Origin of the sequence: Bradyrhizobium sp. SBR1B (genome assembly GCF_014198205.1) — a bacterium.
Lineage (GTDB): Bacteria > Pseudomonadota > Alphaproteobacteria > Rhizobiales > Xanthobacteraceae > Bradyrhizobium.
Genome location: NZ_JACIHC010000013.1, coordinates 61,108 through 82,015, shown reverse-complemented (window position 1 = coordinate 82,015; position 20,908 = coordinate 61,108). Strand labels below are relative to the sequence as shown.

Genomic DNA, 20,908 nt, shown 5'->3' with positions numbered 1-20,908 from the left:
CGCGCAGCGCGAGCCGGGACCTAGAAGGCGACACGGTGCGCTATTGAGAGATGGGCCCCGGCCCAGCAGCATTACGCCGCAAAGTGCAGCGCACTGCGCCGCGTCCGGGGCACGAAAGTTCAGCCCGGTAGCGGCGGCGGGGCCGCGGGCTGCTCGATCGGCGGCGGGGAGGGCGGTTGCTCTGCCGTGCTCGCCGGAGCCGGCTTCACCAGCGGCTCCTCCACATTGCCGCCCTTGTAGAGGCGGGCGTAGCGGTGGCCGAGGCTGGTCAGCACCTCATAACCGATGGTGCCGAAATGATGCGCGAGCTCGTCAACGGTGATGCCCTCGCCGAGCAGCGTCACCATGTGGCCGCGCCGCGCTGCGTTCGGCGGCAGATCGGTGATGTCGATCGCGATCAGATCCATGGAGACGCGGCCGGCGACCGGGCAGCGCTTGCCGGCGACGATAACCTCGGCGCCGCGGGTGCCGTCATTGGAGCTGGCGGCGCGGAAATAGCCGTCGGCATAACCGACAGCGATGATCGCCAGTTTCGTCGGCCGCCGCGCGGTCCAGGTGCCGCCATAGCCGACGGTCTCGCCGCGTTCGATGGTGCGGATCTGCACGATGCGCGCCTTGAGGTCGACCACCGGCTGCATCGGATTGTCGGCCTCCGGCGTCGGGTTGACGCCATAGAGCGCAGCGCCCGGCCGCACCATATCGAACTGGAAGGGCGCGCCGAGGAAGATGCCGGAGGAATTGGCGAGCGCCGCGGGCACGCCGGAGAATTCGCTGGCGATGCCGCGGAAGGCTGCCAGCTGCTTGGCGTTCACCGGGCTGTTGAGCTGCTCGGCCGAGACCAGATGGCTCATCACCAGCGTGATGCCGTGATCGCCGGCATTGATGCGGGGGATGATGGCCTGCGCTTCCGATAGCGTCAGGCCAAGCCGGTTCATGCCGGTGTCGATGTGAACCGCCGTGCCCCCGGTCCAGCCGGTGCGGCGACAGAACACGTCCCATTCGGCGAGCTCGTTGAGATCGCCGATGACCGGACGGCAATTGATCTTGGCGTAGTGCTCGCCGGTGTTCTGGAAATAGCCGCCGAGCACGTAGATCGTGGGTTCCGGCACGGCTGCGCGCACCTTGCGCGCTTCCTCGATGGTGGCGACGAAAAAGGTCTTGCAGCCGGCCTTGCTCAGCGCGCGCGCGACCTCGGCGGCGCCGCAGCCATAGGCGTCGGCCTTGATCACCGCCGAGCATTCGGCCGGTACCGCGGTCTTCTCGAGCTTGCGCCAATTGGCAATGATGGCGTCGAGATCGACGGTCAGCACGCCGCCATAGGCAGCGAGCGCGGCAGCCTGGTTGGCCTCCGCGGAGAGAAGGCCGGATTGTGAGATGGTTTTCGGGTCGGACGCCATTGTCATGACGCCGTTTTACGCAAGAGGCAGGTCCTGTTCAAGGAACTCAGTAGTCGTTGCCGCTGCGAACCGGAAGCTGACTGTCAGGGGCGAGGTCGCCAAACCGCGTGACCGAGGCTTCGAAGGCCAGGTCGACGGTGCCTGTGGGGCCGTGACGCTGCTTGCCGATGATGACCTCGGCCTTTCCGTGCGCAAGACTCATGTCAAGCTGCCACTTCTCGTGTTCAGGCGTGCCCGGGCGCGGCTCCTTCATGGCGAGGTAATATTCCTCACGATACACGAACAGCACGACGTCGGCGTCCTGCTCGATCGAGCCGGATTCACGAAGGTCCGAGAGCTGCGGCCGCTTGTCGTCGCGGGATTCGACCTGTCGTGAAAGCTGCGACAGCGCGATGACGGGAACGTTGAGTTCCTTCGCCAGCGCCTTCAGGCTGGTCGTGATCTCCGTGATTTCCTGCACGCGATTATCGCTCCGCTTGCCCGAGCCCGACAGCAGCTGAATGTAGTCGATCACAAGCAGGTCGAGGCCCTTCTGCCGTTTCAGCCGGCGCGCGCGCGCCATCAGCTGCGCGATCGACAGGCCGCCGGTCGCGTCGACATAGAACGGCAGCGATTGCAGCTCGATCGAGACCTCCCGGATCTTTTCGAAATCGGCTTCCGAGATGCCGCCGCGGCGGATGTGGGAGGAGGGAACGCCGGTGCGCTCGGCCACGATACGGGTCGCGAGCTGGTCGGCCGACATTTCACAGGAGAAGAAGCCGATCACGCCGCCATTGGCGGCCTTCGTGGTGCCGTCGGCCTGGAGTTCCGGCACATAGGCTTGCGCGACATTGTAGGCGATGTTGGTCGCCAGCGAGGTCTTGCCCATGCCGGGACGGCCCGCGACGATGATGAGGTCGGAGTGCTGCAGGCCGCCCATCTTGGTGTCGAGGTCGCGCATGCCCGTCGAGATGCCGGACAGCTTGCCGTCGCGCTGGAACGCCTTTGCAGCGAGATCGACAGCGACCGCCAGCGCCTGCGAGAATTTCTGGAATCCGCCGTCATAGCGGCCGGATTCGGCGAGTTCGTAGAGACGGCGCTCGGCGTCCTCGATCTGCGCTCGCGGCGCGAAATCGACCGGGGCGTCATAGGCGACATTGACCATGTCCTCGCCGATGCCGATGAGGTCGCGTCGCAGCGCAAGGTCATAGATGGTGCGGCCGTAGTCCTGGGCATTGATGATGGTGGTCGCTTCGGCCGCGAGGCGCGCCAGATACTGCCCGATGGTCATACCGCCGACATCGGTGTCGGCGGGCAGGAACGTCTTCAGCGTCACGGGCGTGGCGATCTTGCCCATCCGGATCAGGCTGCCGGCAGTCTCGTAGATGGTCTGGTGCAGCGGCTCGAAATAATGCTTCGGCTCGAGGAAGTCGGAGACACGGTAGAACGCATCGTTGTTGACCAGGATTGCGCCCAGCAGGCTCTGTTCCGCTTCGATATTATGCGGCGCGCTCCGATAGGCGGGAGTTCCGGGCTCGTGTGCGAGTTTGAGGACGTTCGAATCAGTCAGGGCCATGGTCGGACGTGCTTAGCAATTTTCTTGGGCGGATGCGGGGCCGGGATAAAGCGCCGCCTCGGTGCAAAGCGGAAGCGAAAGCTGACCGCTATCAACCGCTCAGTTAAAATGGTGGATGATTAGCGCTCGCAGCACGCGTCGCGCTTGACGGATTTTTGCGGAACTCGTCCCGGCCTGGAAAGCGGCCGCGCCCGCACCATGGAAAAATCCTGAAACCATGAACCTTATGGCATGAACCTGATGGATGGGCGCGCAGACGAATCCGGAGGCGCGCGAAATGACGCACGCTGGCGGCCTTGGGCTCGCCTTCAGACCAGCAGGAGGTAGACCAGCGCAACCAGAGCCGCCCCGACGCCGGTAACGATCAGGGCGTAATCGGTGCGGAGGTCGTCCTGCACGTCGAATGAGGTTTGGGTCTCTTTGCTCATGGCGACGGTCTAGGCCAGGCCCGACCAGACTTATGTGAATTGGATCACATCTCCCCGGAATCTTTCGGGGGTAAGACGGGAACAGGCAGGCGGGGAGGGAATTGTCTCCCGCGATCCGTCAACAGGGAACGAGGCAGGCGATGCGGCCAGAACGGCAGCACCAGATTTGGCGGAGCGAGGCAGGTAGCCGGCTTTGGCTCTCAGGGCTGATTGCGGCCATGGAGCACGCGGAACGGCCGGAAATACGTCGCCAGCCGGTCGCCCCGGAAATCCTGGTCGCGCTGAGGGCGCAACTGGCGTTAACGGCCAGTTTCCGCTCCTCCCAACTTTCGACCCTGCGTCACTAGGATCTATTCACCAGACTAGGATCTATTCACCAGCCAATTTCAGCCTGGGCTTGCTCGTGCGTTCGCGAGCTCGCAGCCGGGCTTCTTCACGCGGCATGTAGTCGCGGGTCATCGGCACCACGCCCTGGCGCCGGGTGAGCTGGATCTGGAAGTTCATCATGGCCTGCTTGCGGAACGTCATCTCGCAGGCCGCCAGATAGAATTCCCACATCAGTGCGAAGCGCTCGTCGTAGAGCTGCACGGCCTCCTCGCGCCGCGCCATGAAACGTTCCCGCCAGGCCTTCAGCGTTTCCGCGTAATGCAGGCGCAGGATCTCGATATCGCAGACCAGGAGGCCGGCGCGCTCGATCGCCGGCAGCACCTCCGACAGCGCCGGGATGTAGCCGCCGGGGAAGATGTATTTGGCGATCCAGGGATTGGTCGAGTCCGGGCCCTGCGAACGGCCGATCGCGTGTAGCAGCATGATGCCGTTTTCGCTCAACAGCTCGGCGCAGCGTTGGAAGTAGGTGTCGTAGAAGCGGGCGCCGACATGCTCGAGCATGCCGACCGAGACGATGCGGTCGAACGGGCCTTCGACGTCGCGATAGTCCTGGAGCAGGAATCTGGCCGAGCCGGTCAGGCGCTTTTCGGCCGCGCGCGCGTTGGCGAGCTGCAACTGCTCGCTCGACAGCGTCACGCCGGTGACGTCGGCGCCGGCGATCTCGGCGAGATAGAGCCCGAGCCCGCCCCAGCCCGAGCCGATGTCGAGGACGCGCTGGCCGGGCCTGACCAGCAGCTTTGCGGCGATGTGCCGTTTCTTGGCGAGCTGCGCGTCGTCGAGCGTCGCGTCCTGCGTCTCGAAATAGGCGCAGCTATATTGCTTGTCAGCGTCCAGGAAGAGCGAATAGAGCCGGGCATCGAGATCATAATGATGCGCGACGTTGTGGCGGGAGCGCGAGCGCGGATTGAATTGCTTCAGATGCCGCGTCAGATAGCGCAGGCGCCACCAGGGTTTTGCCCACTGCGGCAATAGGTCGGGTTGATCGAGCAGGATCGCGAGGGCATCAGCTATGGTGCCGCGCTCGACGACGAACTCGCCGTCCATATAGGCCTCGCCAAGCCCGAGCTCGGGATTAACGAGGATCTTCCGCTCCGCCTCCGCGGTGACGAAGCGCACCGCGACCGGCTCGCCAGTGGCGTCGCCGACGGTGAACTTCGATCCGCGCGAGCCGGTCACCGTCATCGTGCCGCGGCGGATGAATTGAGACAGAAATCTACGCAACAAGAGGTCCATCGACACCTTCCTCTCGAGCGAACCCGAAGGGATGCGACTAACCCGGCCTTCACTTCTGACGCCCAGGTGACGCGGCGGTTCCTATGCGCTTGCATCCAAATTTGGGGAGGCAGGATCGGCTACGCTAATGCGCTGAGTTCACAGCCGATATTCGCAAACCGCTTAATCACATCCTTGCGCGTGGTGCCTGCTTCCATTCGTGGCTCAATCGGATAAAAGGTGACCGCGCCGCGCCGGACGCCGGCTGCACCTCTCGGAATTCAATGGAGATGATGGGAATGTCGAGCCGAGCGCTCAGCCTCGCGACGGTATTGCTTCTGATCGGCTTCGGCGCGGCCGATGCCGTTTTTGCGCAGGTGACCAATCTCGAGGCCGGCAAAACCCCGTCCCAGCTGTTCGCGCAGACCTGCAATGCGTGCCACAAGAGCCCGCGCGGACTTCTGAAGTCCGTCGCGCCGGGCTCGCTGCCGGGCTTCCTGCGCCAGCACTACACCACGAGCTCGGACATGGCGGGCATCCTCGCCTCCTATCTCGTCTCCAACGGTGCCACCGACACCCGCTACCAGGCCAAGGACGGCAAGAAGGACGGCGCCAGGGAGAAGGACGCGAGCACCAATCCCGAGCATCAGGGCCGCCGCCCGCGCGCCCAGGACGCGGCCAGGCCGGACGGCGAGGCTGTTGCTCCCGCAGCCGAGGGTGCGCGCCAGAAGCGCGCTGCGCGGCCGGCCGAGGAGGGCACGAAGCCCGAGGGACAAGCTGCGCCCGAGGGACGCAAGAGCAAGCGCCGCGCCAAGCCCGGCACCGAGGAGGCGCCGAAGATCGATGCCGCCGCGCCAGCCACTGACGAGAAGAAGAGCGAGCCCAAGCCTGAATCCAAGTCCGAATCCAAGCCTGAGTCCAAGCCCGACGCGGCGAAGGTCGAGCCCGGTCGCGACGAGGCCAAGCCCGACAGCGGCAAGGCATCCGAGAAGCCCGTTGAGACGAGGCCCGATAGCGCCAGGGTCGAGCCCCGCGGCAGTGACGCTCCGGCGCTGCGGCCCGATCCGGTCCCGGCGGTAACGCCGGCTGCAAAGCCTGCCGAGCCAGCCGCACCCAAGCCGGCGGAAGAGGCTGCTCCCAAGCCGGCCGCGCCTGCGGCCAGCTCCGAACCGGCGGCCAAGCCGCAGCCCGCACCGCCCGCGACCGCTGCAGCCCCACCTGCTGCGCCGGCCGAGCAGTCCGGTCCGCCAACGCCGCCTATCTCGCGCTAAGCCAGCTATTTTTTGATCGACATGCGGAGGCCGCCTTCATCGCGGCCTCCGCATTGTTGACCACGCCTAGAGTATTGCTCTAGAGTATTGCTCTAGGAGGAAGTCTCGATGACGGCGAGCGTGCGGGACGACCTGTTGGCAGCCGGGCTGATCGTGTTCGACCGCGTCGGCTTCGAAGCCGCGACCGTGGCCGCGATCCGCACCCGGGCGCGCGCCTCCAATGGCAGCTTCTTTCACGCCTTCGGCTCGAAGAAGGAGCTTGCCGGTGCGCTGTTTCTTGAGGTCTTGCGGCACTATCACGCCGCGGTGCTGGCGGCGCTCGATCCCGCGCCCGATGCGAAGCAGGGCATCGATCGGCTGATCCGGGCCCATCTCGACTGGGTTGTGACCAGCCGGCGCGAGGCGCGCTACCTGTTCGAGATTTCGCGGAGCGAGTGGGGCGAGGAGGTTCGCGACGCCCAACGCGCTCAGAATGCGCGGCTCGCCGATGGCATCGAGCGCTGGCGCGCGCCGCTGGTTGCAAATGGCGAACTCTTGCCGATGACGCCGGTGATGTTCGTCAGCCAGCTCATCGGTCCCGCGCAGATCTTCTGCCGTGCGTTCCTGTCGGGACGCGACCGCGCCGATCCGCGCGTCGAGGCCGATACGCTGATCGCCTGCGCAGTCCGCGCGCTGGTCCCGCCCGATCGCATCAACAAACAATAAGGAGAGGCTGCATGCGCAACGACGCAGATCCTGAATTTGGACCGATCGCCGAGCACATCCATGCCAATGTCGGCCGGCAGGGTTTTATGAACCTGGTCGGCGCCGAGCTCTCGGAATTGTCGCGCGGCACCTGCACGATCGCCGTGGACCGCCGGCCGGAGCTGCTGCAGCAGCACGGCTTCTTCCACGGCGGCGTCACCGCCTTCCTGGTCGACAACGCCACGACGATCGCAGCCGCGACCTCGCGCGGCCAGCCGGCGCTGACGGCGGAATACAAGCTCAACCTGCTGTCGCCCGCGGTCGGCGAGAAGCTGATCTGCCGTGCCCGGGTGATCAAGCCGGGCCGCCAGGTGTCGGTGGTTGCGGCCGACGTGTTCTGTGTCAGCGGCGGTGTCGAGAAGCACACGGCAACGGCGCTGGCCTCGATCGCGATGTTGAGCGAGGACGTCGCCGCCAAAACGAAAGCCCGGCCGCCTGAGGCGACCGGGCCTTAATCGTGCCCGTCATTCCGGGATGGGGCGCAAGCGCCAGACCCGGAATCTCGAGATTCCGGGTCTGGTCCTTCGGACCATCCCGGAATGACGAGTTGAGCCGCTTACTTCTCTTCCGCGGCCGGCGCCGGCGCGACGTCGTCGTGCTCGGCTTCCGGATCGAAGAACTCGCCGGCGGCGGCGATCGCCTCGGCGGCTGCGTCGCGGTCCTCGTTGCGGGTCGAGATGTCCTCGCCGCGGTTGATGCGTTCGGCCTCGTCCTGGCTGCGCGCGACCGTCACTGTGATCTCGACCTCGACCTCGGGGTGGACGGCGACGGTGATCGCGTGCTTGCCGATGGTCTTGATCGGCGCGTCGAGCTGGATCTGCGGGCGGGCGAGCGAAACGCCATCGGCCTCGAACGCGATGACGATGTCACGCACGTTGACCGAGCCGAACAGCTGGCCGGCTTCCGAGGCCTGACGGATCACGATGATGTTCTTGCCTTCGATCTTCTCGGCGACCTTGGCAGCTTCGCCCTTCGAGGCGAGGTTGCGGGCCTCGAGCTCGGCCTTCATGCCGTCATACTTGGCACGGTTGTCGGCGGTGGCGCGCAACGCCTTGCCGCGCTTGAGCAGGAAATTGCGGGCATAGCCGTCGCGAACCTTCACGACTTCGCCCATCTGGCCGAGCTTGTTGACGCGTTCCAGCAAAATGACTTCCATATTCGTTCTCCTTTTGAAGTGCTCTGTAAGGTTTCGGTTTCGGGTTGAACTCAAGGGGTCGGCAGCGGCGGCGGTTGCCGGCTGCGCAGGAAGCGTTCGCGGAAGCCGAACACGGCATCCGCAAGGCCGAGGATCACCATCGCGATCACGGGCCATCCGAACACGACCACGGCGGCATAGGCCGAGCCGAGCCAGAAGGTGCGGCTCTTCAGTGCCAGCGTGAGCGTATGCAGCACGGCAAAGCCGGTTACCGCATAGCCCATCATGAGCGCGGCCGCGGTGATCTGGGCGACGATCGCGAGCAGCCCGCCGGTGAAGCAGAAGGCGAGTGCGATGCACAGCGCCACCAGCGTCATCGGCGGCAGCTCGGCCGTCCTCATATCCGGCCACGGGCGTCGCAACCGGCCCGACGTCGCCGTGACCTTGGCGCTGAGCCAGAGGTTGAGGGTCAGCGTCATCATCGCGATGATGGTGGCCCCGGCTGGTGCGATCCGCACCAGCGCGTCGACGAACTGTCCGGCTTCGCCGGAGCTTTGCGGGTCGGTGGCCCGGAGCAGGCGCATCAGGCCGCGTCTGAGCGTACCGATGATGGTCTCGGCGTCGGTCCCGAGCGTGAGCAGGGCGGCGAGCGTGGTCAGCGTGGCGAAGCCCGCGAGCCAAAGCAGGATGCGGCCGACCGGATACCATTCGAGCTCGGGCTCGGCGGGCGCGGTGGCGTCAGGCGCGACATGTCCCACGGCAACCTTTCCCACAGGACGGCTGAGCAGCACGAGATGGCCGAGCCACCACGCCGGCAGCGCGACGGTGAGGGCGAATGCGATGCAATAGGGCAGGCCGAACAGGGCACCGAGGCCGATCGCAGCAGCGATGCCGCCGAGGCTTGCGCAAAGCGGTCCCCAGCCGATCGCGGCGACCATCAGCGGCAGCGGTGCGAGATAGAACAGGACGAGCGAGATCAGCGCGCCCGAAATGATCGAGGCGAACATCAGGGCCGACGCAGCGCCGGCGATCAAGGCTATCAGCACAAAGGCCATCATCAGCTGTCCCGCTCCCTTCGAGCGGTTAGAGGCATCTCGCCCCAACCATCGGCGACCGGACGATCCGGAAGCCTTATGAGTTCAGAAAAGTCGCGACCGGCGGCTTGGCGCCGCCGGTCGAATTGGTCGTATCAGCGAATGACGTAGGGCAACAGGCCCAGGAACCGCGCGCGCTTGATGGCGCGGGCGAGCTCACGCTGCTTCTTCGCAGACACCGCGGTGATGCGGCTCGGCACGATCTTGCCGCGCTCGGAGACGTAACGCATCAAGAGCTTGGAGTCCTTGTAGTCGATCTTGGGAGCATTGGCGCCCGTGAACGGGCAGCTCTTGCGACGACGGAAAAACGGGCGGCGTGCACCAGCTTCAGCCATTGTTCTTACTCCCCATCCGTCGTGGTGGTTTCAGCTTCTTCGCGTGGACGGCGCGGGCCGCGGTCGCCACGGAAGCCACCGCCTTCACGATCGCCACCACGGAAACCACCCTCGCGGTCACCGCGGAAGCCGCCTTCACGCTCGCCGCGGAAGCCGCCGCCACGATCGTCACGCTCGCGGTCACGGTCGGCCTTGCGCATCATCGCGGACGGGCCCTCCTCGAGTTCCTCGACGCGGACGCTGAGATAGCGGATCACGTCTTCGCTGATGCGCTCCTGGCGCTCGATCTCGGCGATCGCCGCGGACGGCGCGTCGATGTTGAGCAGCACGAAGTGCGCCTTGCGGTTCTTGTTCATGCGGTAGGTGAGGGAGCGTACGCCCCAATTCTCGGTCTTGGTGACCTTGCCGCCGAGACCCTCGACGATACCGGTCATCTGCGCAGTCAGCTCTTCGACCTGCTGCGTGCTCGCGTCCTGACGCGCGAGAAAGACATGCTCATAAAGAGCCATGGTGGTCCTTTCCTCATGTTGGCGCATCGCCCGGCGTCAAGCCCTTAAGAGGCCTTCGGAAAGGACTCTGGGATTAAGCTCAGAAGGCGGAAACACGGGACGACGGGCCGACTGGCCCTGCCACACCAAAATCACGAATGACTTGCTGAGACCGTCCGTTCAGCTCCCGGCCGGGGTCTGCGGATGCGCGCCTTATACGGATTTTGGCTGACTTGGCAAGGTTGGAGCGCCTCGTTTTCGGCCAGACGGTGCTGACAGGCGCGTCCAAACCACCCTCCCGTACCAGCTTGACCTATTTGTTTGTATGTCATACAAATAATGGATCGGGAGGTGCTGATGGCGGGTGAATCGGTCCAGGCTCCGCTTGAGGCGTCGGCGGGTGATCCGAAGCACGCTGCGCGGGCCACACGGTCGGCCGGCCGCAAGATGCGCTCGCTGCTGCTGGATGCAGCAAGTCCGCTGTTCCGGGAGCGCGGGCTGTCGGGCACGGCGATCACCGACATCGCGGCCGCCGCGGACGCCTTCCCAAGCCAGATCACCTACTACTTCCGCACCAAGGAGGCGCTGTTCGTCGAATGCGCCTGCCGCGACCTCTTGTATCTGGCGCGTGCGACCGAGCAGGCGGCGCTGAAGGCGCGCACGCCACGGGAATACACGCATGCGCTGGCGGAGACCGTGACGGCGAGCGATTCGGTGGCTTTCTTCGCCGAGGCGCTGACATTGACGCGGCGCCGCCAGGATCTTGCACCGCTCGTCGAGCGCACGATCGAGCGCCTGCACGGCGAAGGCGCGCGCGCCTATGCGAGCCAGGTGGCGCGGCACGGCTGGCGCTCCCTGCGCGCGCCCGACGAAAGCTCGCGGCGGTTCTGGGCCGTCGCTATCGGCGTCATTCTCGAAGGCTACGCCATGGGCCGTTCGCCCGAGGCGCTCTGTGCCGAGATGCTGCGCGTGCTGGGCGAGCAAGCGAAATCTGATGACGCAGCGCGCCTGCGTCTTGTCGAGGGCCGCGAGGCATCAAGCAATTCGAACGAGGAAGGCTAGGCCATGACCGCTCTTCGCATGCGTGCCCGCGATTTCCTGACCGACGACCAGCTTGCCGACGTGCGAGAGCGTGTGACCTGGAAAGGTGTTGCTCTGATCGTGCACGCCTGGGCGCTGATCATTGGCGCGATCGCCCTGGTCGCGTGGTGGCCCAATCCGGTCACCTATGTCCTTGCCGTTGCAATCATCGGCTCGCGCCAACTGGGCCTTGCGATCCTGATGCATGATGGCGCACATGGCTGCCTGTCCGCCGACGAGAAAACCAATCTGGCCCTGAGCCAGTGGCTCTGTGCCTATCCGCTGTTTGCGGAGACGCGCAGCTACCGGCGTTACCACCTGCAGCACCATGCGCGCACGCAGCAGGAGGATGATCCCGATCTCGTGCTGTCGGCACCGTTTCCGATTACGAAGCTGAGCTATCGCCGCAAGTTCATTCGCGATATCACCGGGCAGACCGGCTACCAGCAGCGCAAGGCGCAGCTGCTCAATGCGCTCGGTCCGAAGGACTGGCCGTGGCGGCAGCGTCTGGCGCATTTCTGGGACAAGCTAGGTCCGCAATGCCTGCTCAACGCCGCGATGTTCGCCGCGCTCGCGGCGGCCGGCATATGGTGGGCCTATCCGCTGCTCTGGCTGGTGCCGCTCCTGACCTGGATGATGGTCATCACCCGCATCCGCAACATTGCAGAGCATGCCGTCGTCCCCGACAGCAGCGATCCCCTGTGCAACACCCGCACCACGCATGCCAATGTTCTCGAGCGCTTGTTCATCGCGCCGTACTACGTCAATTATCACCTCGAGCATCATCTGCTGTTCTACGTGCCCTGTTACAATCTGCCGAAGGTCCATCGCCTGCTGAGTGAGAGCCGGCATGCCGGCCGCATGGAGGTGCAGCCAAACTACGCGGCGGTGTTGCGGCTGGCGACGGCAAAGCCTGACAGGGAGGATCGGCCGGGGCAGTTGGCGAGCAGCGCGCGCCGTGCGCAGGCCGGAGCGGAGGTCGACGCCAACCAGACCGCCGGTGGGTTTTGAGGGGGCGCATCCCCAGTTGAGTGCTGCTCGAAGTTCCCATCTCGGCTTGACAGTCCGGCCCCGGACAGTGTCTACGGCCCCCTTTGGAGCACGATCCGGAACCATGGCCTAACGCCGTGCGTAATCGGCTGCCGGTTCTCGCGGGGATCGTGTCCGACAAGCAGGGAGCGCCGATGACGGCTGCATTCACATTTCCTGGGCAGGGTTCCCAGGCGGTCGGCATGGGCAAGGCCCTGGCCGATGCCTTTCCGGTGGCGCGCGCCGTGTTCGACGAGGTCGATGCCGCGCTCGGGGAGAAGCTGACGGCGATCATCTGGGATGGTCCGGCCGAAACCCTCCAGCTCACCGAAAACGCCCAGCCGGCGCTGATGGCGGTGTCCGTCGCCACCCTGCGCGTGCTGGAGGCTGAGGCTGGATTTTCCGTGGGACGAGATGCGGCCTTCGTCGCCGGCCACTCGCTCGGTGAATATTCGGCGCTGGCGGCGGCCGGCAGTCTGACGGTCTCGGATACCGCCCGCCTGCTTCGCACCCGCGGTCTCGCAATGCAAAAGGCCGTTCCGGTCGGCGCGGGCGCGATGGCCGCACTGCTCGGTCTCGACTACGAGGCCGCCATGGAGGTCGCCAAGGAGGCGGCGCAGGGGCAGGTCTGCCAGGCCGCCAACGACAATGGCGGCGGGCAGGTTGTCGTCTCGGGCGACAAGGCCGCGGTCGATCGCGCCGTCGAGATCGCCAAGACCAAGGGCGCCAAGCGCGCGATGCTGCTGCCGGTGTCCGCCCCGTTCCATTGCAAGCTGATGCAGCCCGCTGCCGACGCCATGGCCGAAGCGCTGTCGAAGGTCACGATCAAGGCCCCGGCTTCGCCGCTGGTGTCGAACGTGCTGGCGAGCGCCATCACCGATCCCGACGAGATCCGTCGCCGCCTGGTCGAGCAGGTCACCGGCACCGTGCGCTGGCGCGAGTCGGTTGCCTATATGGCGGGGCAGGGCGTCACCCGGTTCTTCGAGATCGGCGCCGGCAAGGTGCTATCCGGTCTCGTCAAGCGCATCGCGGACGGCGCCGTCGGCGTTTCGGTCGGTGGCCCGAACGACATTGCCGCCGCCAAGGATGCATTGGCCGCTGCCAAGCAGGGCTAAAGCGCGATTTCTCGTCGCGCTTGAGTTTTTCAGTTTACGCACGATCTTCGGAAAACCGCTGCGCACTTTTCCGGATCGTGCTTTGGAGGAGTTTTCGATGTTCGATCTGACTGGCAAAAAGGCGCTCGTCACCGGCGCGACCGGCGGTATCGGCGGCGCGATCGCGCAGGCGCTGCACGCGCAGGGCGCGACCGTTGCGATATCAGGAACGCGCAAGGAGGTGCTGGACGAGCTTGCCGGCAAGCTCGGCGAGCGCACCCATGTGCTGCCCTGCAATCTCTCCAAAGCCGACGAGGTCGAGGCGCTGGTGCCCGCTGCGGAAGCGGCAATGGGCCAGGTCGACATCCTCATCGCCAATGCCGGTATCACCCGCGACAATCTCTTCGTGCAGCTCCGTGACGAGGATTGGGAGGAGGTCATCAACGTCAATCTAACCGCGACCTTCCGGCTGGCGCGCGCCGCCACCAAGCTGATGATGCGCAAGCGCTTCGGCCGCATCATCGCCATCACCTCGGTGGTCGGCGTCACCGGCAATCCCGGGCAGGGCAATTACACGGCGTCGAAAGCGGGCCTGATCGGCATGATCAAGACGCTTGGTGCCGAATACGCCAAGCGCGGCGTCACCGCCAACTGCATCGCACCGGGCTTCATCAAGACGCCGATGACCGATGCGCTCAACGACAAGCAGCGCGAAACGATTCTGACCAAGGTTCCGGCCGCCCGCCTGGGGACGCCCGAGGATATCGCGGCGGCCGCCGTCTACCTGAGTTCGAACGAAGCAGCCTACGTCACCGGCCAGACCATTCACGTCAACGGCGGCATGGCCATGATCTGAAGCGCTCGTTCCGCACTGCCCACATGGGCTGTGCGGATGCGGCAAACGGCCGTTTCCGGAGGGAAATGAGGCTTATAGTCAAGGCAGTTGAAGTATGATAACCGGACGCTCAACGGATGGGCAAAGAACGCCATTGCAGGTTTTTGAAACCCTGTATATTGGCGATGCGGAGCCTTGGCCGTCGTTCGCCGGGCCCTGTATCGGTTAGGATGGGGCCAAATCAAAGTTCGTAAGCGAAGGCAAGTAACACGACCACGACGGCTCGTATCGTCCCGGGGGGTCGGGTCTACAGGGAACAACACGAGGTTATGCAATGAGTGACATTGGCGAACGGGTTAAGAAGATCGTGGTCGAACACCTTGGTGTTGAACCCGAGAAGGTTGTCGACGCCGCGAGCTTCATCGACGACCTCGGCGCCGACAGTCTGGACACCGTCGAGCTGGTGATGGCGTTCGAAGAAGAATTCGGTTGCGAGATTCCGGACGACGCTGCGGAAACGATTCTCACCGTCGGCGACGCCACGAAGTTTCTCGAGAAGAACGCGAAGAGCTAAGGCTCTTCATTTTCGCGGGGACAACATTGAAACCGGACGGGCCGCTTCCCAGCGGTCAGCCGGTTTCTTGTTATTGGCCGTGAATCTTTCGATGCGGAGTTTTCGGATATGAGGCGGGTTGTCGTCACTGGTCTCGGCATGGTGTCGCCACTCGGCTGCGGCGTCGAGCCAACCTGGAAGCGCATCCTCAACGGCGAGAGTGGTGCGCGCAGGATCGAGAGCTTCGATGTCTCCGATCTTCAGACCAAATACGCCTGCACGGTCGTGCGCGGCGACGGCAGCAACGATACCTTCAATCCCGACAAGTGGATGGAGCCGAAGGACCAGCGCAAGGTCGACGACTTCATCATCTTCGGCATGGCCGCCGCCGGCCAGGCGCTCGACGATGCCAACTGGCATCCCGAGACCGAAGAGGACAAATGCGCGACCGGCACCATGATCGGATCGGGCATCGGCGGCCTCAACGGCATTGCCGAGACCGCGATCCTGCTCAAGGAGCGCGGACCGCGCCGGGTGTCGCCGTTCTTCATTCCGGGCCGCCTGATCAACCTGGCTTCCGGCTACGTCTCGATCGCGCACGGGCTGAAGGGGCCGAACCATTCGGTGGTCACGGCCTGCTCGACCGGTGCGCACGCCGTCGGCGATGCCGCCCGCCTGATCGCGCTGGGCGACGCCGACGTGATGGTCGCCGGCGGCGCCGAATCGCCGATCAGCCGCATCGGCATTGCCGGCTTCAACGCCGCGCGCGCGCTGTCGACCGGTTTCAACGAGACACCCGAAAAGGCCTCGCGTCCCTACGACAAGGACCGCGACGGTTTCGTGATGGGCGAGGGCGCCGGCGTCCTCGTGCTGGAAGAGCTCGAGCACGCCCGGCGCCGTGGCGCCAGGATCTACGCCGAGGTGATCGGTTACGGTCTTTCGGGTGATGCCTATCACATTACCTCGCCGTCGCCCGATGGCGATGGCGGCTTCCGCAGTATGTCGGCCGCGCTCAAGCGCGCTGGCCTCACCGCCTCCGATCTCGACTACATCAACGCGCACGGCACCTCGACGCCGCTCGGCGACGAGATCGAGCTCGGTGCCGTCGAGCGTCTGCTCGGCAATGCTGCCTCCAAGGTTGCGATGTCCTCGACCAAATCGTCGACGGGCCATCTCCTGGGTGCGGCGGGTGCGATCGAGGCGATTTTCGCCATTCTCGCGATTCGCGATAATGTCGTGCCGCCGACGATCAACCTCGACAATCCGTCGGTGGAGACTGCGATCGATCTCGTGCCGCATACGGCGAAGAAGCGAGAGGTCAACGTCGCCTTGTCGAACTCGTTTGGTTTTGGCGGTACCAATGCGTCGGTGATCGTGCGGCGCCTCGCCAGTTAGTTTAAGTTTGAGCCGAATCCACCGTTTTGCCGTATTCGGCGATAGTCATGGAAGTGGGCGCGTGCATTTGGCAGGGCAAGCGATTGTCGGGCCGCGATTGAACCGGCAGGATTCAGGTTGTTTCGATGAGTGAAAGGCCGCCCATTTCGCCCCGGAGTCCGCGGGCAGCGCTCGAGCCCGAGCAGGTCCCGCCGCCGCCGAAGCGATCGGACCGTGCGCGCAATCCCTTCGTGATCGTCGGCAACGCCATCATCACCCTCCTGCTGATCGCCATGCTCGGCGCCGGCGGCGTCTATTATTACGGCCGGCAGGTGCTCGAGGCGCCCGGGCCGCTCAAGGATGACAAGATCGTCAACATTCCCCAGCGCGCGGGCAAGCGCGACATCGCCGAGACGCTGAACCGGGAAGGCGTGACCGACATCAACCCGTGGGTGTTCATCGCCAGCGTTGCCGCGTTGAAGGCGAGCTCGGACCTCAAGCCGGGTGAATATTCGTTCCAGAAGAACGCCTCGCTCCGCGACGTCATCGCCACCATCGTCGAGGGCAAGGTGGTGCAGCACGCCGTCACGATTCCGGAAGGGCTCACCTCCGAGCAGATCGTGGCGCGCCTGTCCGACAACGACATCTTCACCGGCAGCGTGCGCGAGCTGCCGCGCGAGGGCACGTTGCTGCCCGAGACCTACAAATTCCCGCGCGGCACCCCGCGCGAGCAGGTGGTCCAGCGCATGCAGCAGGCGCACAAGCGCGTGCTCGCCGAGATCTGGGAACGCCGCAATCAGGACATTCCGGTCAAGTCGCCGGAGCAGCTGGTGACGCTGGCTTCCATTGTCGAGAAAGAAACCGGCAAGCCCGACGAGCGCAGCCGCGTCGCCGCGGTGTTCGTCAACCGCCTGAAGCAGCGGATCAAGCTGCAGTCCGATCCGACCATCATCTACGGCCTCGTCGGCGGCAAGGGCACGCTGGGCCGGCCGATCAAGCGCAGCGAGATCACGCAGCCATCGCCCTACAACACCTATGTGATCGAGGGCCTGCCGCCGGGCCCGATCTCCAATCCCGGCCGCGCCTCGCTGGAGGCCGCCGCCAACCCGGCCCGCACCCGCGACCTCTATTTCGTCGCCGACGGCACCGGCGGGCACGCCTTCACCGAGACTTACGACGCGCATCAGAAGAACGTCGCCAAGCTCCGCGCCATGGAAAAGCAGATCCAGAACGACACGGTGGAGCCGGCCGAGGATGCGCCACCGCCCGCTGCCGTCGCGCCCGGAGCCGCCGATACGCCGACGGCGACCACGCCGGCCCGGCCCAACCAGCAGAAAAAGCCGCCGGCGGCGCGCCCCGCAGCTCCAGCACCGGCGCGGCAGGGCGCGGTGCAACCCTCGCCGCCGGTGGTCCAGCGCTAGGCGCGTTGCAGACCTGCTCGCCGGCTTTGCGGATTCCACTTTCCTGCAAAATAGTCTTAAGATTCGCGTGGCTTGATGCCTCGCGAATCCCGTGTTTCTGGAGAATTTGACCTGATGGCGCTGTCGTCCATGACCGGCTTTGCGAGATGCCACGGCGCAAGCGGGCCGTATACGTTCGAATGGGAATTGAAGTCGGTCAACGCCAAGGGCTTTGACCTCAGGGTGCGGCTGCCGCAGGGGTTTGACGAGCTCGAGGCCCACGCCAAGAAACGCGCCGGCGAGCTGCTGTCGCGCGGCACCGTCTATGCCAATCTCACCGTCAAGCGCGCCAACGCTGCGGCCACCGTTCGCGTCAACGAGGACGTGCTCAACGCCGTGCTCAAGGCCGCCGCCGTCATCGCCGGCAAGGTCGATGCGGTGGCCCCGAGCATCGACGGCCTGCTCGCCATCAAGGGCGTCGTCGAGGTTGCCGAGCCCGAGGGCGACGAGGAGGAGGACAAGGCCGCGCGCGCTGCCGCAGCCGAAGCCTTCGACAAGGCGCTCGCCGATCTCGTCGAGATGCGCAAGCGCGAGGGCACTTCGCTCGGGCAGATCCTGACCCAGCGGGTCGACGAGGTCGAGCAACTCGCGAAGAAAGCCGAAGTCGCACCGGGGCGCAAGCCGGAGGCGATCAAGGCGAGGCTCGCCGAGCAGATCGCGAGCCTGCTCGACACCTCTGACCGTTTCGATTCCGACCGCCTGATGCAGGAGGCGATTCTGATCGCCACCAGGGCCGACATCCGCGAGGAGCTCGACCGCATTGCTTCCCACATCGCGCAGGCGCGCGAGCTGATCGGCAAGGGCGGCCCGATCGGCCGCAAGCTCGACTTCCTGGCGCAGGAGTTTCACCGCGAGGTCAACACCTGCTGCTCGAAGTCGAACGACATCGAGCTGACCAATACGGGCCTCGCCATGAAGAACGTGGTCGAGCAGTTCCGCGAGCAGGTCCAGAATCTGGAGTGATCGATGACGAGCGGCGGTCACGGAACTGACGGTGTCGAGCGGCGCGGATTGATGTTCGTGCTGTCCTCGCCCTCGGGCGCGGGCAAGACGACGCTGTCGCGTCTTTTGATCGACCGGATGTCCGGCCTGAAAATGTCGGTGTCCGCGACCACGCGCCCGATGCGGCCGGGCGAGGTCAACGGCAAGGATTATCTGTTCGTCGACAAGCCCCGCTTCGAGGCGATGGTGAAAGGTGACGAGCTGTTGGAATGGGCCACCGTGTTCGAGAACAGCTACGGCACGCCGCGTGGCCCCGTCGAAGCCGCGCTATCGTCCGGGCAGGACGTGCTGTTCGACATCGACTGGCAGGGCACGCAGCAGCTGCGCGAAAAAGCCCGCGCCGACGTCGTCAGCGTCTTCATCCTGCCGCCCTCGGCGGCGGATCTCGAAAAGCGTCTGCACTCGCGCGCGCAGGATTCCGACGAGGTGATCCGCAAGCGCATGAGCCGCGCCAGCCACGAGATGAGTCACTGGGCCGAGTACGACTACATCGTGATCAACCACGACGTCGACGAGGCCTTTGCCGAGGTGCAGTCGATCCTGAAAGCCGAGCGCCTCAAGCGCGAGCGGCGGATTGGCCTCGTTGGCTTCGTGCGAGGTTTGCAAGGGCAGCTGCAGGGCTAGGCTGCGGCAGCCGCGGCCCTTGCTTCGCCAGCCGTTCCAGCATCGCGGTGATCACGTCGACGTCGACGGCCTCTCCGGCCTGCGCGTCTACCGGCGCATCTTCATGGTGATCGACGGCCTTTTCGTCGCCGATGTCCTTGGCTGCGAGCCGCGGGGGCGATGCCTCGATCTCGAACTTTCCGTTGAAGATGTCGGCCTTGTCGAGTTCGGCGGCCTTGTTGCGAATGGACGCGGATTGCGCCGCGATCCTGCCGATCTCCCTGGTGAAGGCTGCGATTTGCGCGGTCTGCGGCGGCCGAACTTCATCGAAGTCGACGGGGCCCTGCTTTGCGCGCGGCGTGACGGCGGGCTCCGCACCGAGCCAGGGTGCGCGGCTTCCGTCCTGGTCCTGCGGCGCCCAATCGTCCCAATGCCCGCGGCGGTCGACGGCGGCCTGGACGCGTACGCGTCCGCCGGCGAAGCGGTAGATGATGCTGGCGAGGATGCCGGCGAGCGCCAGCGCGCCGCCGATCACGAGCAGCAGCATCTGCACCGAGCCGGCCGGCTTGTCGGCGGTGCCGTCTGGCCCGGCCAGCGCCATCGGCGCGGGAGGCTTTGTCGGCTTCGCGCTTGGTGGTGCGGTGGCCGCAACGGGAGCTGGCCGCGGGGCGGGCGCGGCGGAGGCCGGGGAGGTCTCGGGCCAGCGCGCGGTCACGGCCGGCTGCTGCGCGTTGGTCTCGGGCGCGCCGCTTGGTGGTTGCTGGGCGACCGGCTGCGCATTGGTTGCGGCGGGCGCGGGCGCGCTCGTGTTGGGCATGCCAGGTGCGGCACTCGTCTGCGGAGCGATGTATTCGGCGCGCGCGTTCTGCATCGTTTGCGGCGCGGCTGAATCCGCCTCGGGTGCGTCGGTCGTCGCCTGCGCGGTCTGGGAGGATTTGCCGCCTGCGGCGCGCAGATACCAGCATTGCCGCTTGGTGGTGCGGTCGAGACGATAGTACCAGTGTTGCCCCTGCGGCGCGGCACCCTTCGGCGAGGCGAGGCAGTCGGCGGCCGCGTTGGCTGTGCTCGATGGCGCCGGCGCATTCTGCGACACGGCAGCCAGTGGTGCGCCGGCAATGATGCTGCCGACCAGCGCGGATACGAATTTTGCGGTGCGGTTGCCCATCCTGGTCTCCCGGTTACGCATGACGCAACTCTCAACCAGCCCTTTGTCATCAAAGACTTGGGTGGCAATGAGCCGCAAATCCGGAGAGGATGTGGCTTGAATTGGGCTCGCAGCGCATTCGTTCCGGCGCGAGATCAGGCATTTTCCTGGGCGTTACTGCTTCGCCGAGCTCCAGGTTCCGCCGCAACCATCGGAGCGCCCCCCGGTTCCGGAGCCGCTGCGGGCGCCGAGACAGCCAGAGCCGGTGAAAGTCACACCGTCGCCTTCGCCCGACCGTGCGAGCCGCTCGGGCTGACGGTTCCAGTGACGGGGCGAAAGGTGCGTGACAGTGGGGGCACTCGCAATGACGAGTATGGGGCAAATAGATCGCGCTCGATCGGCTTTCGTAACTCGCAGACACGGCTTCCCATTCTCGCGGCGCATTTCGCCCGAGGCTTGCTGTCGTCGCGCTCCATGAAGACCAAAGGGCGCAGGGAAGGCCGGGCGCCGGCGGCACCCGCAAGTCCGTGCGCGACGAAGATGCACACGGGGTGGACCACAGGTGATGCCGGTCGCCCGGCCTTCCCTGCGCGGCTGGTTTTAACGGTGTCCTTCGTGCTCTCCCCGGGGAGCGATGCACTATTGCCCCCGTCGCCTTGCGGGAATGATCGATGCAGTGCCCGGTCGG

At 65.5% G+C, this 20,908-nt stretch carries 20 protein-coding genes; 12 read left to right on the top strand and 8 right to left on the bottom strand.

Annotated features, from left to right (window positions below):
• Window positions 1–119 precede the first annotated feature (119 nt).
• The 3 genes from alr to GGD61_RS27415 all read right to left on the bottom strand — a co-directional run bounded on the left by alr (window position 120) and on the right by GGD61_RS27415 (window position 5,000).
• Window positions 120–1,397, bottom strand: coding sequence for an alanine racemase (gene alr / locus GGD61_RS27425; RefSeq protein WP_177236942.1), 1,278 nt, complete (start codon window positions 1,395–1,397; stop codon window positions 120–122).
• A gap of 46 nt (window positions 1,398–1,443) precedes the next feature.
• Window positions 1,444–2,952, bottom strand: a complete 1,509-nt coding sequence (locus GGD61_RS27420; protein WP_092252812.1) for a replicative DNA helicase — start codon at window positions 2,950–2,952, stop codon at window positions 1,444–1,446.
• Between the two features lie 797 nt (window positions 2,953–3,749).
• A complete protein-coding gene (locus GGD61_RS27415) occupies window positions 3,750–5,000 on the bottom strand; it encodes a cyclopropane-fatty-acyl-phospholipid synthase family protein (protein ID WP_177236930.1) in 1,251 nt (416 codons plus the stop codon).
• A 278-nt stretch (window positions 5,001–5,278) separates the two neighbouring features.
• Here GGD61_RS27415 and GGD61_RS27410 point away from each other — a divergent pair, with 278 nt between their 5' ends.
• The 3 genes from GGD61_RS27410 to GGD61_RS27400 all read left to right on the top strand — a co-directional run bounded on the left by GGD61_RS27410 (window position 5,279) and on the right by GGD61_RS27400 (window position 7,449).
• Window positions 5,279–6,250, top strand: a complete 972-nt coding sequence (locus GGD61_RS27410; RefSeq protein ID WP_177236931.1) for a hypothetical protein — start codon at window positions 5,279–5,281, stop codon at window positions 6,248–6,250.
• 108 nt (window positions 6,251–6,358) lie between these two features.
• Window positions 6,359–6,955, top strand: a complete 597-nt coding sequence (locus tag GGD61_RS27405; RefSeq protein WP_092252816.1) for a TetR/AcrR family transcriptional regulator — start codon at window positions 6,359–6,361, stop codon at window positions 6,953–6,955.
• Between the two features lie 11 nt (window positions 6,956–6,966).
• Complete coding sequence (locus GGD61_RS27400) at window positions 6,967–7,449, top strand: PaaI family thioesterase (RefSeq protein WP_092252818.1); 483 nt, start codon at window positions 6,967–6,969, stop codon at window positions 7,447–7,449.
• A gap of 101 nt (window positions 7,450–7,550) precedes the next feature.
• On the opposite strand, the gene rplI is transcribed toward GGD61_RS27400, so the two are convergent.
• The 4 genes from rplI to rpsF form a co-directional block, all read right to left on the bottom strand.
• The gene (gene rplI, locus GGD61_RS27395) at window positions 7,551–8,150 is read right to left on the bottom strand and encodes a 50S ribosomal protein L9 (protein ID WP_018317577.1); all 600 of its coding nucleotides are present in this window, start codon (window positions 8,148–8,150) and stop codon (window positions 7,551–7,553) included.
• 50 nt (window positions 8,151–8,200) lie between these two features.
• Window positions 8,201–9,187: a hypothetical protein gene (locus tag GGD61_RS27390; RefSeq protein ID WP_092252820.1), complete on the bottom strand. Its 987-nt coding sequence runs from the start codon at window positions 9,185–9,187 to the stop codon at window positions 8,201–8,203.
• 131 nt (window positions 9,188–9,318) lie between these two features.
• Window positions 9,319–9,558 carry a 30S ribosomal protein S18 gene (rpsR, locus tag GGD61_RS27385; RefSeq protein ID WP_007592020.1) on the bottom strand — a complete coding sequence of 80 codons (240 nt, stop codon included), beginning with the start codon at window positions 9,556–9,558 and terminating at the stop codon, window positions 9,319–9,321.
• Window positions 9,559–9,563: 5 nt separating this feature from the next.
• Window positions 9,564–10,067, bottom strand: a complete 504-nt coding sequence (gene rpsF / locus GGD61_RS27380; protein ID WP_026201876.1) for a 30S ribosomal protein S6 — start codon at window positions 10,065–10,067, stop codon at window positions 9,564–9,566.
• 336 nt (window positions 10,068–10,403) lie between these two features.
• Here rpsF and GGD61_RS27375 point away from each other — a divergent pair, with 336 nt between their 5' ends.
• From GGD61_RS27375 to gmk, 9 genes are all read left to right on the top strand, one after another.
• Window positions 10,404–11,108, top strand: a complete 705-nt coding sequence (locus GGD61_RS27375; RefSeq protein WP_092253091.1) for a TetR/AcrR family transcriptional regulator C-terminal domain-containing protein — start codon at window positions 10,404–10,406, stop codon at window positions 11,106–11,108.
• Between the two features lie 3 nt (window positions 11,109–11,111).
• Window positions 11,112–12,137 carry a fatty acid desaturase family protein gene (locus tag GGD61_RS27370; RefSeq protein ID WP_183231595.1) on the top strand — a complete coding sequence of 342 codons (1,026 nt, stop codon included), beginning with the start codon at window positions 11,112–11,114 and terminating at the stop codon, window positions 12,135–12,137.
• Window positions 12,138–12,310: 173 nt separating this feature from the next.
• Window positions 12,311–13,270 (top strand): ACP S-malonyltransferase, encoded by a 960-nt coding sequence (gene fabD, locus GGD61_RS27365; protein WP_026201874.1) that lies wholly within the window; start codon window positions 12,311–12,313, stop codon window positions 13,268–13,270.
• A 97-nt stretch (window positions 13,271–13,367) separates the two neighbouring features.
• Entirely contained in the window at window positions 13,368–14,105 is a 738-nt protein-coding gene (gene fabG / locus GGD61_RS27360; protein ID WP_027557576.1) for a 3-oxoacyl-[acyl-carrier-protein] reductase, read from the top strand.
• Window positions 14,106–14,418: 313 nt separating this feature from the next.
• A complete protein-coding gene (locus GGD61_RS27355) occupies window positions 14,419–14,658 on the top strand; it encodes an acyl carrier protein (RefSeq protein ID WP_008130699.1) in 240 nt (79 codons plus the stop codon).
• A gap of 108 nt (window positions 14,659–14,766) precedes the next feature.
• A complete protein-coding gene (gene fabF, locus GGD61_RS27350) occupies window positions 14,767–16,032 on the top strand; it encodes a beta-ketoacyl-ACP synthase II (protein ID WP_092252899.1) in 1,266 nt (421 codons plus the stop codon).
• Between the two features lie 125 nt (window positions 16,033–16,157).
• Window positions 16,158–17,432 carry an endolytic transglycosylase MltG gene (gene mltG, locus GGD61_RS27345; RefSeq protein ID WP_018317569.1) on the top strand — a complete coding sequence of 425 codons (1,275 nt, stop codon included), beginning with the start codon at window positions 16,158–16,160 and terminating at the stop codon, window positions 17,430–17,432.
• 114 nt (window positions 17,433–17,546) lie between these two features.
• Window positions 17,547–18,434 (top strand): YicC/YloC family endoribonuclease, encoded by an 888-nt coding sequence (locus GGD61_RS27340; protein WP_018317568.1) that lies wholly within the window; start codon window positions 17,547–17,549, stop codon window positions 18,432–18,434.
• Between the two features lie 3 nt (window positions 18,435–18,437).
• On the top strand, window positions 18,438–19,097 hold the full coding sequence (gene gmk, locus GGD61_RS27335; RefSeq protein WP_092252901.1) for a guanylate kinase: 660 nt from the start codon (window positions 18,438–18,440) through the stop codon (window positions 19,095–19,097).
• On the opposite strand, the gene GGD61_RS27330 is transcribed toward gmk, so the two are convergent.
• Window positions 19,030–20,241, bottom strand: coding sequence for a hypothetical protein (locus tag GGD61_RS27330; protein ID WP_244550605.1), 1,212 nt, complete (start codon window positions 20,239–20,241; stop codon window positions 19,030–19,032). The two genes, gmk and GGD61_RS27330, sit on opposite strands and share 68 nt — an antisense overlap.
• Between the last annotated feature and the right edge of the window lie 667 nt (window positions 20,242–20,908).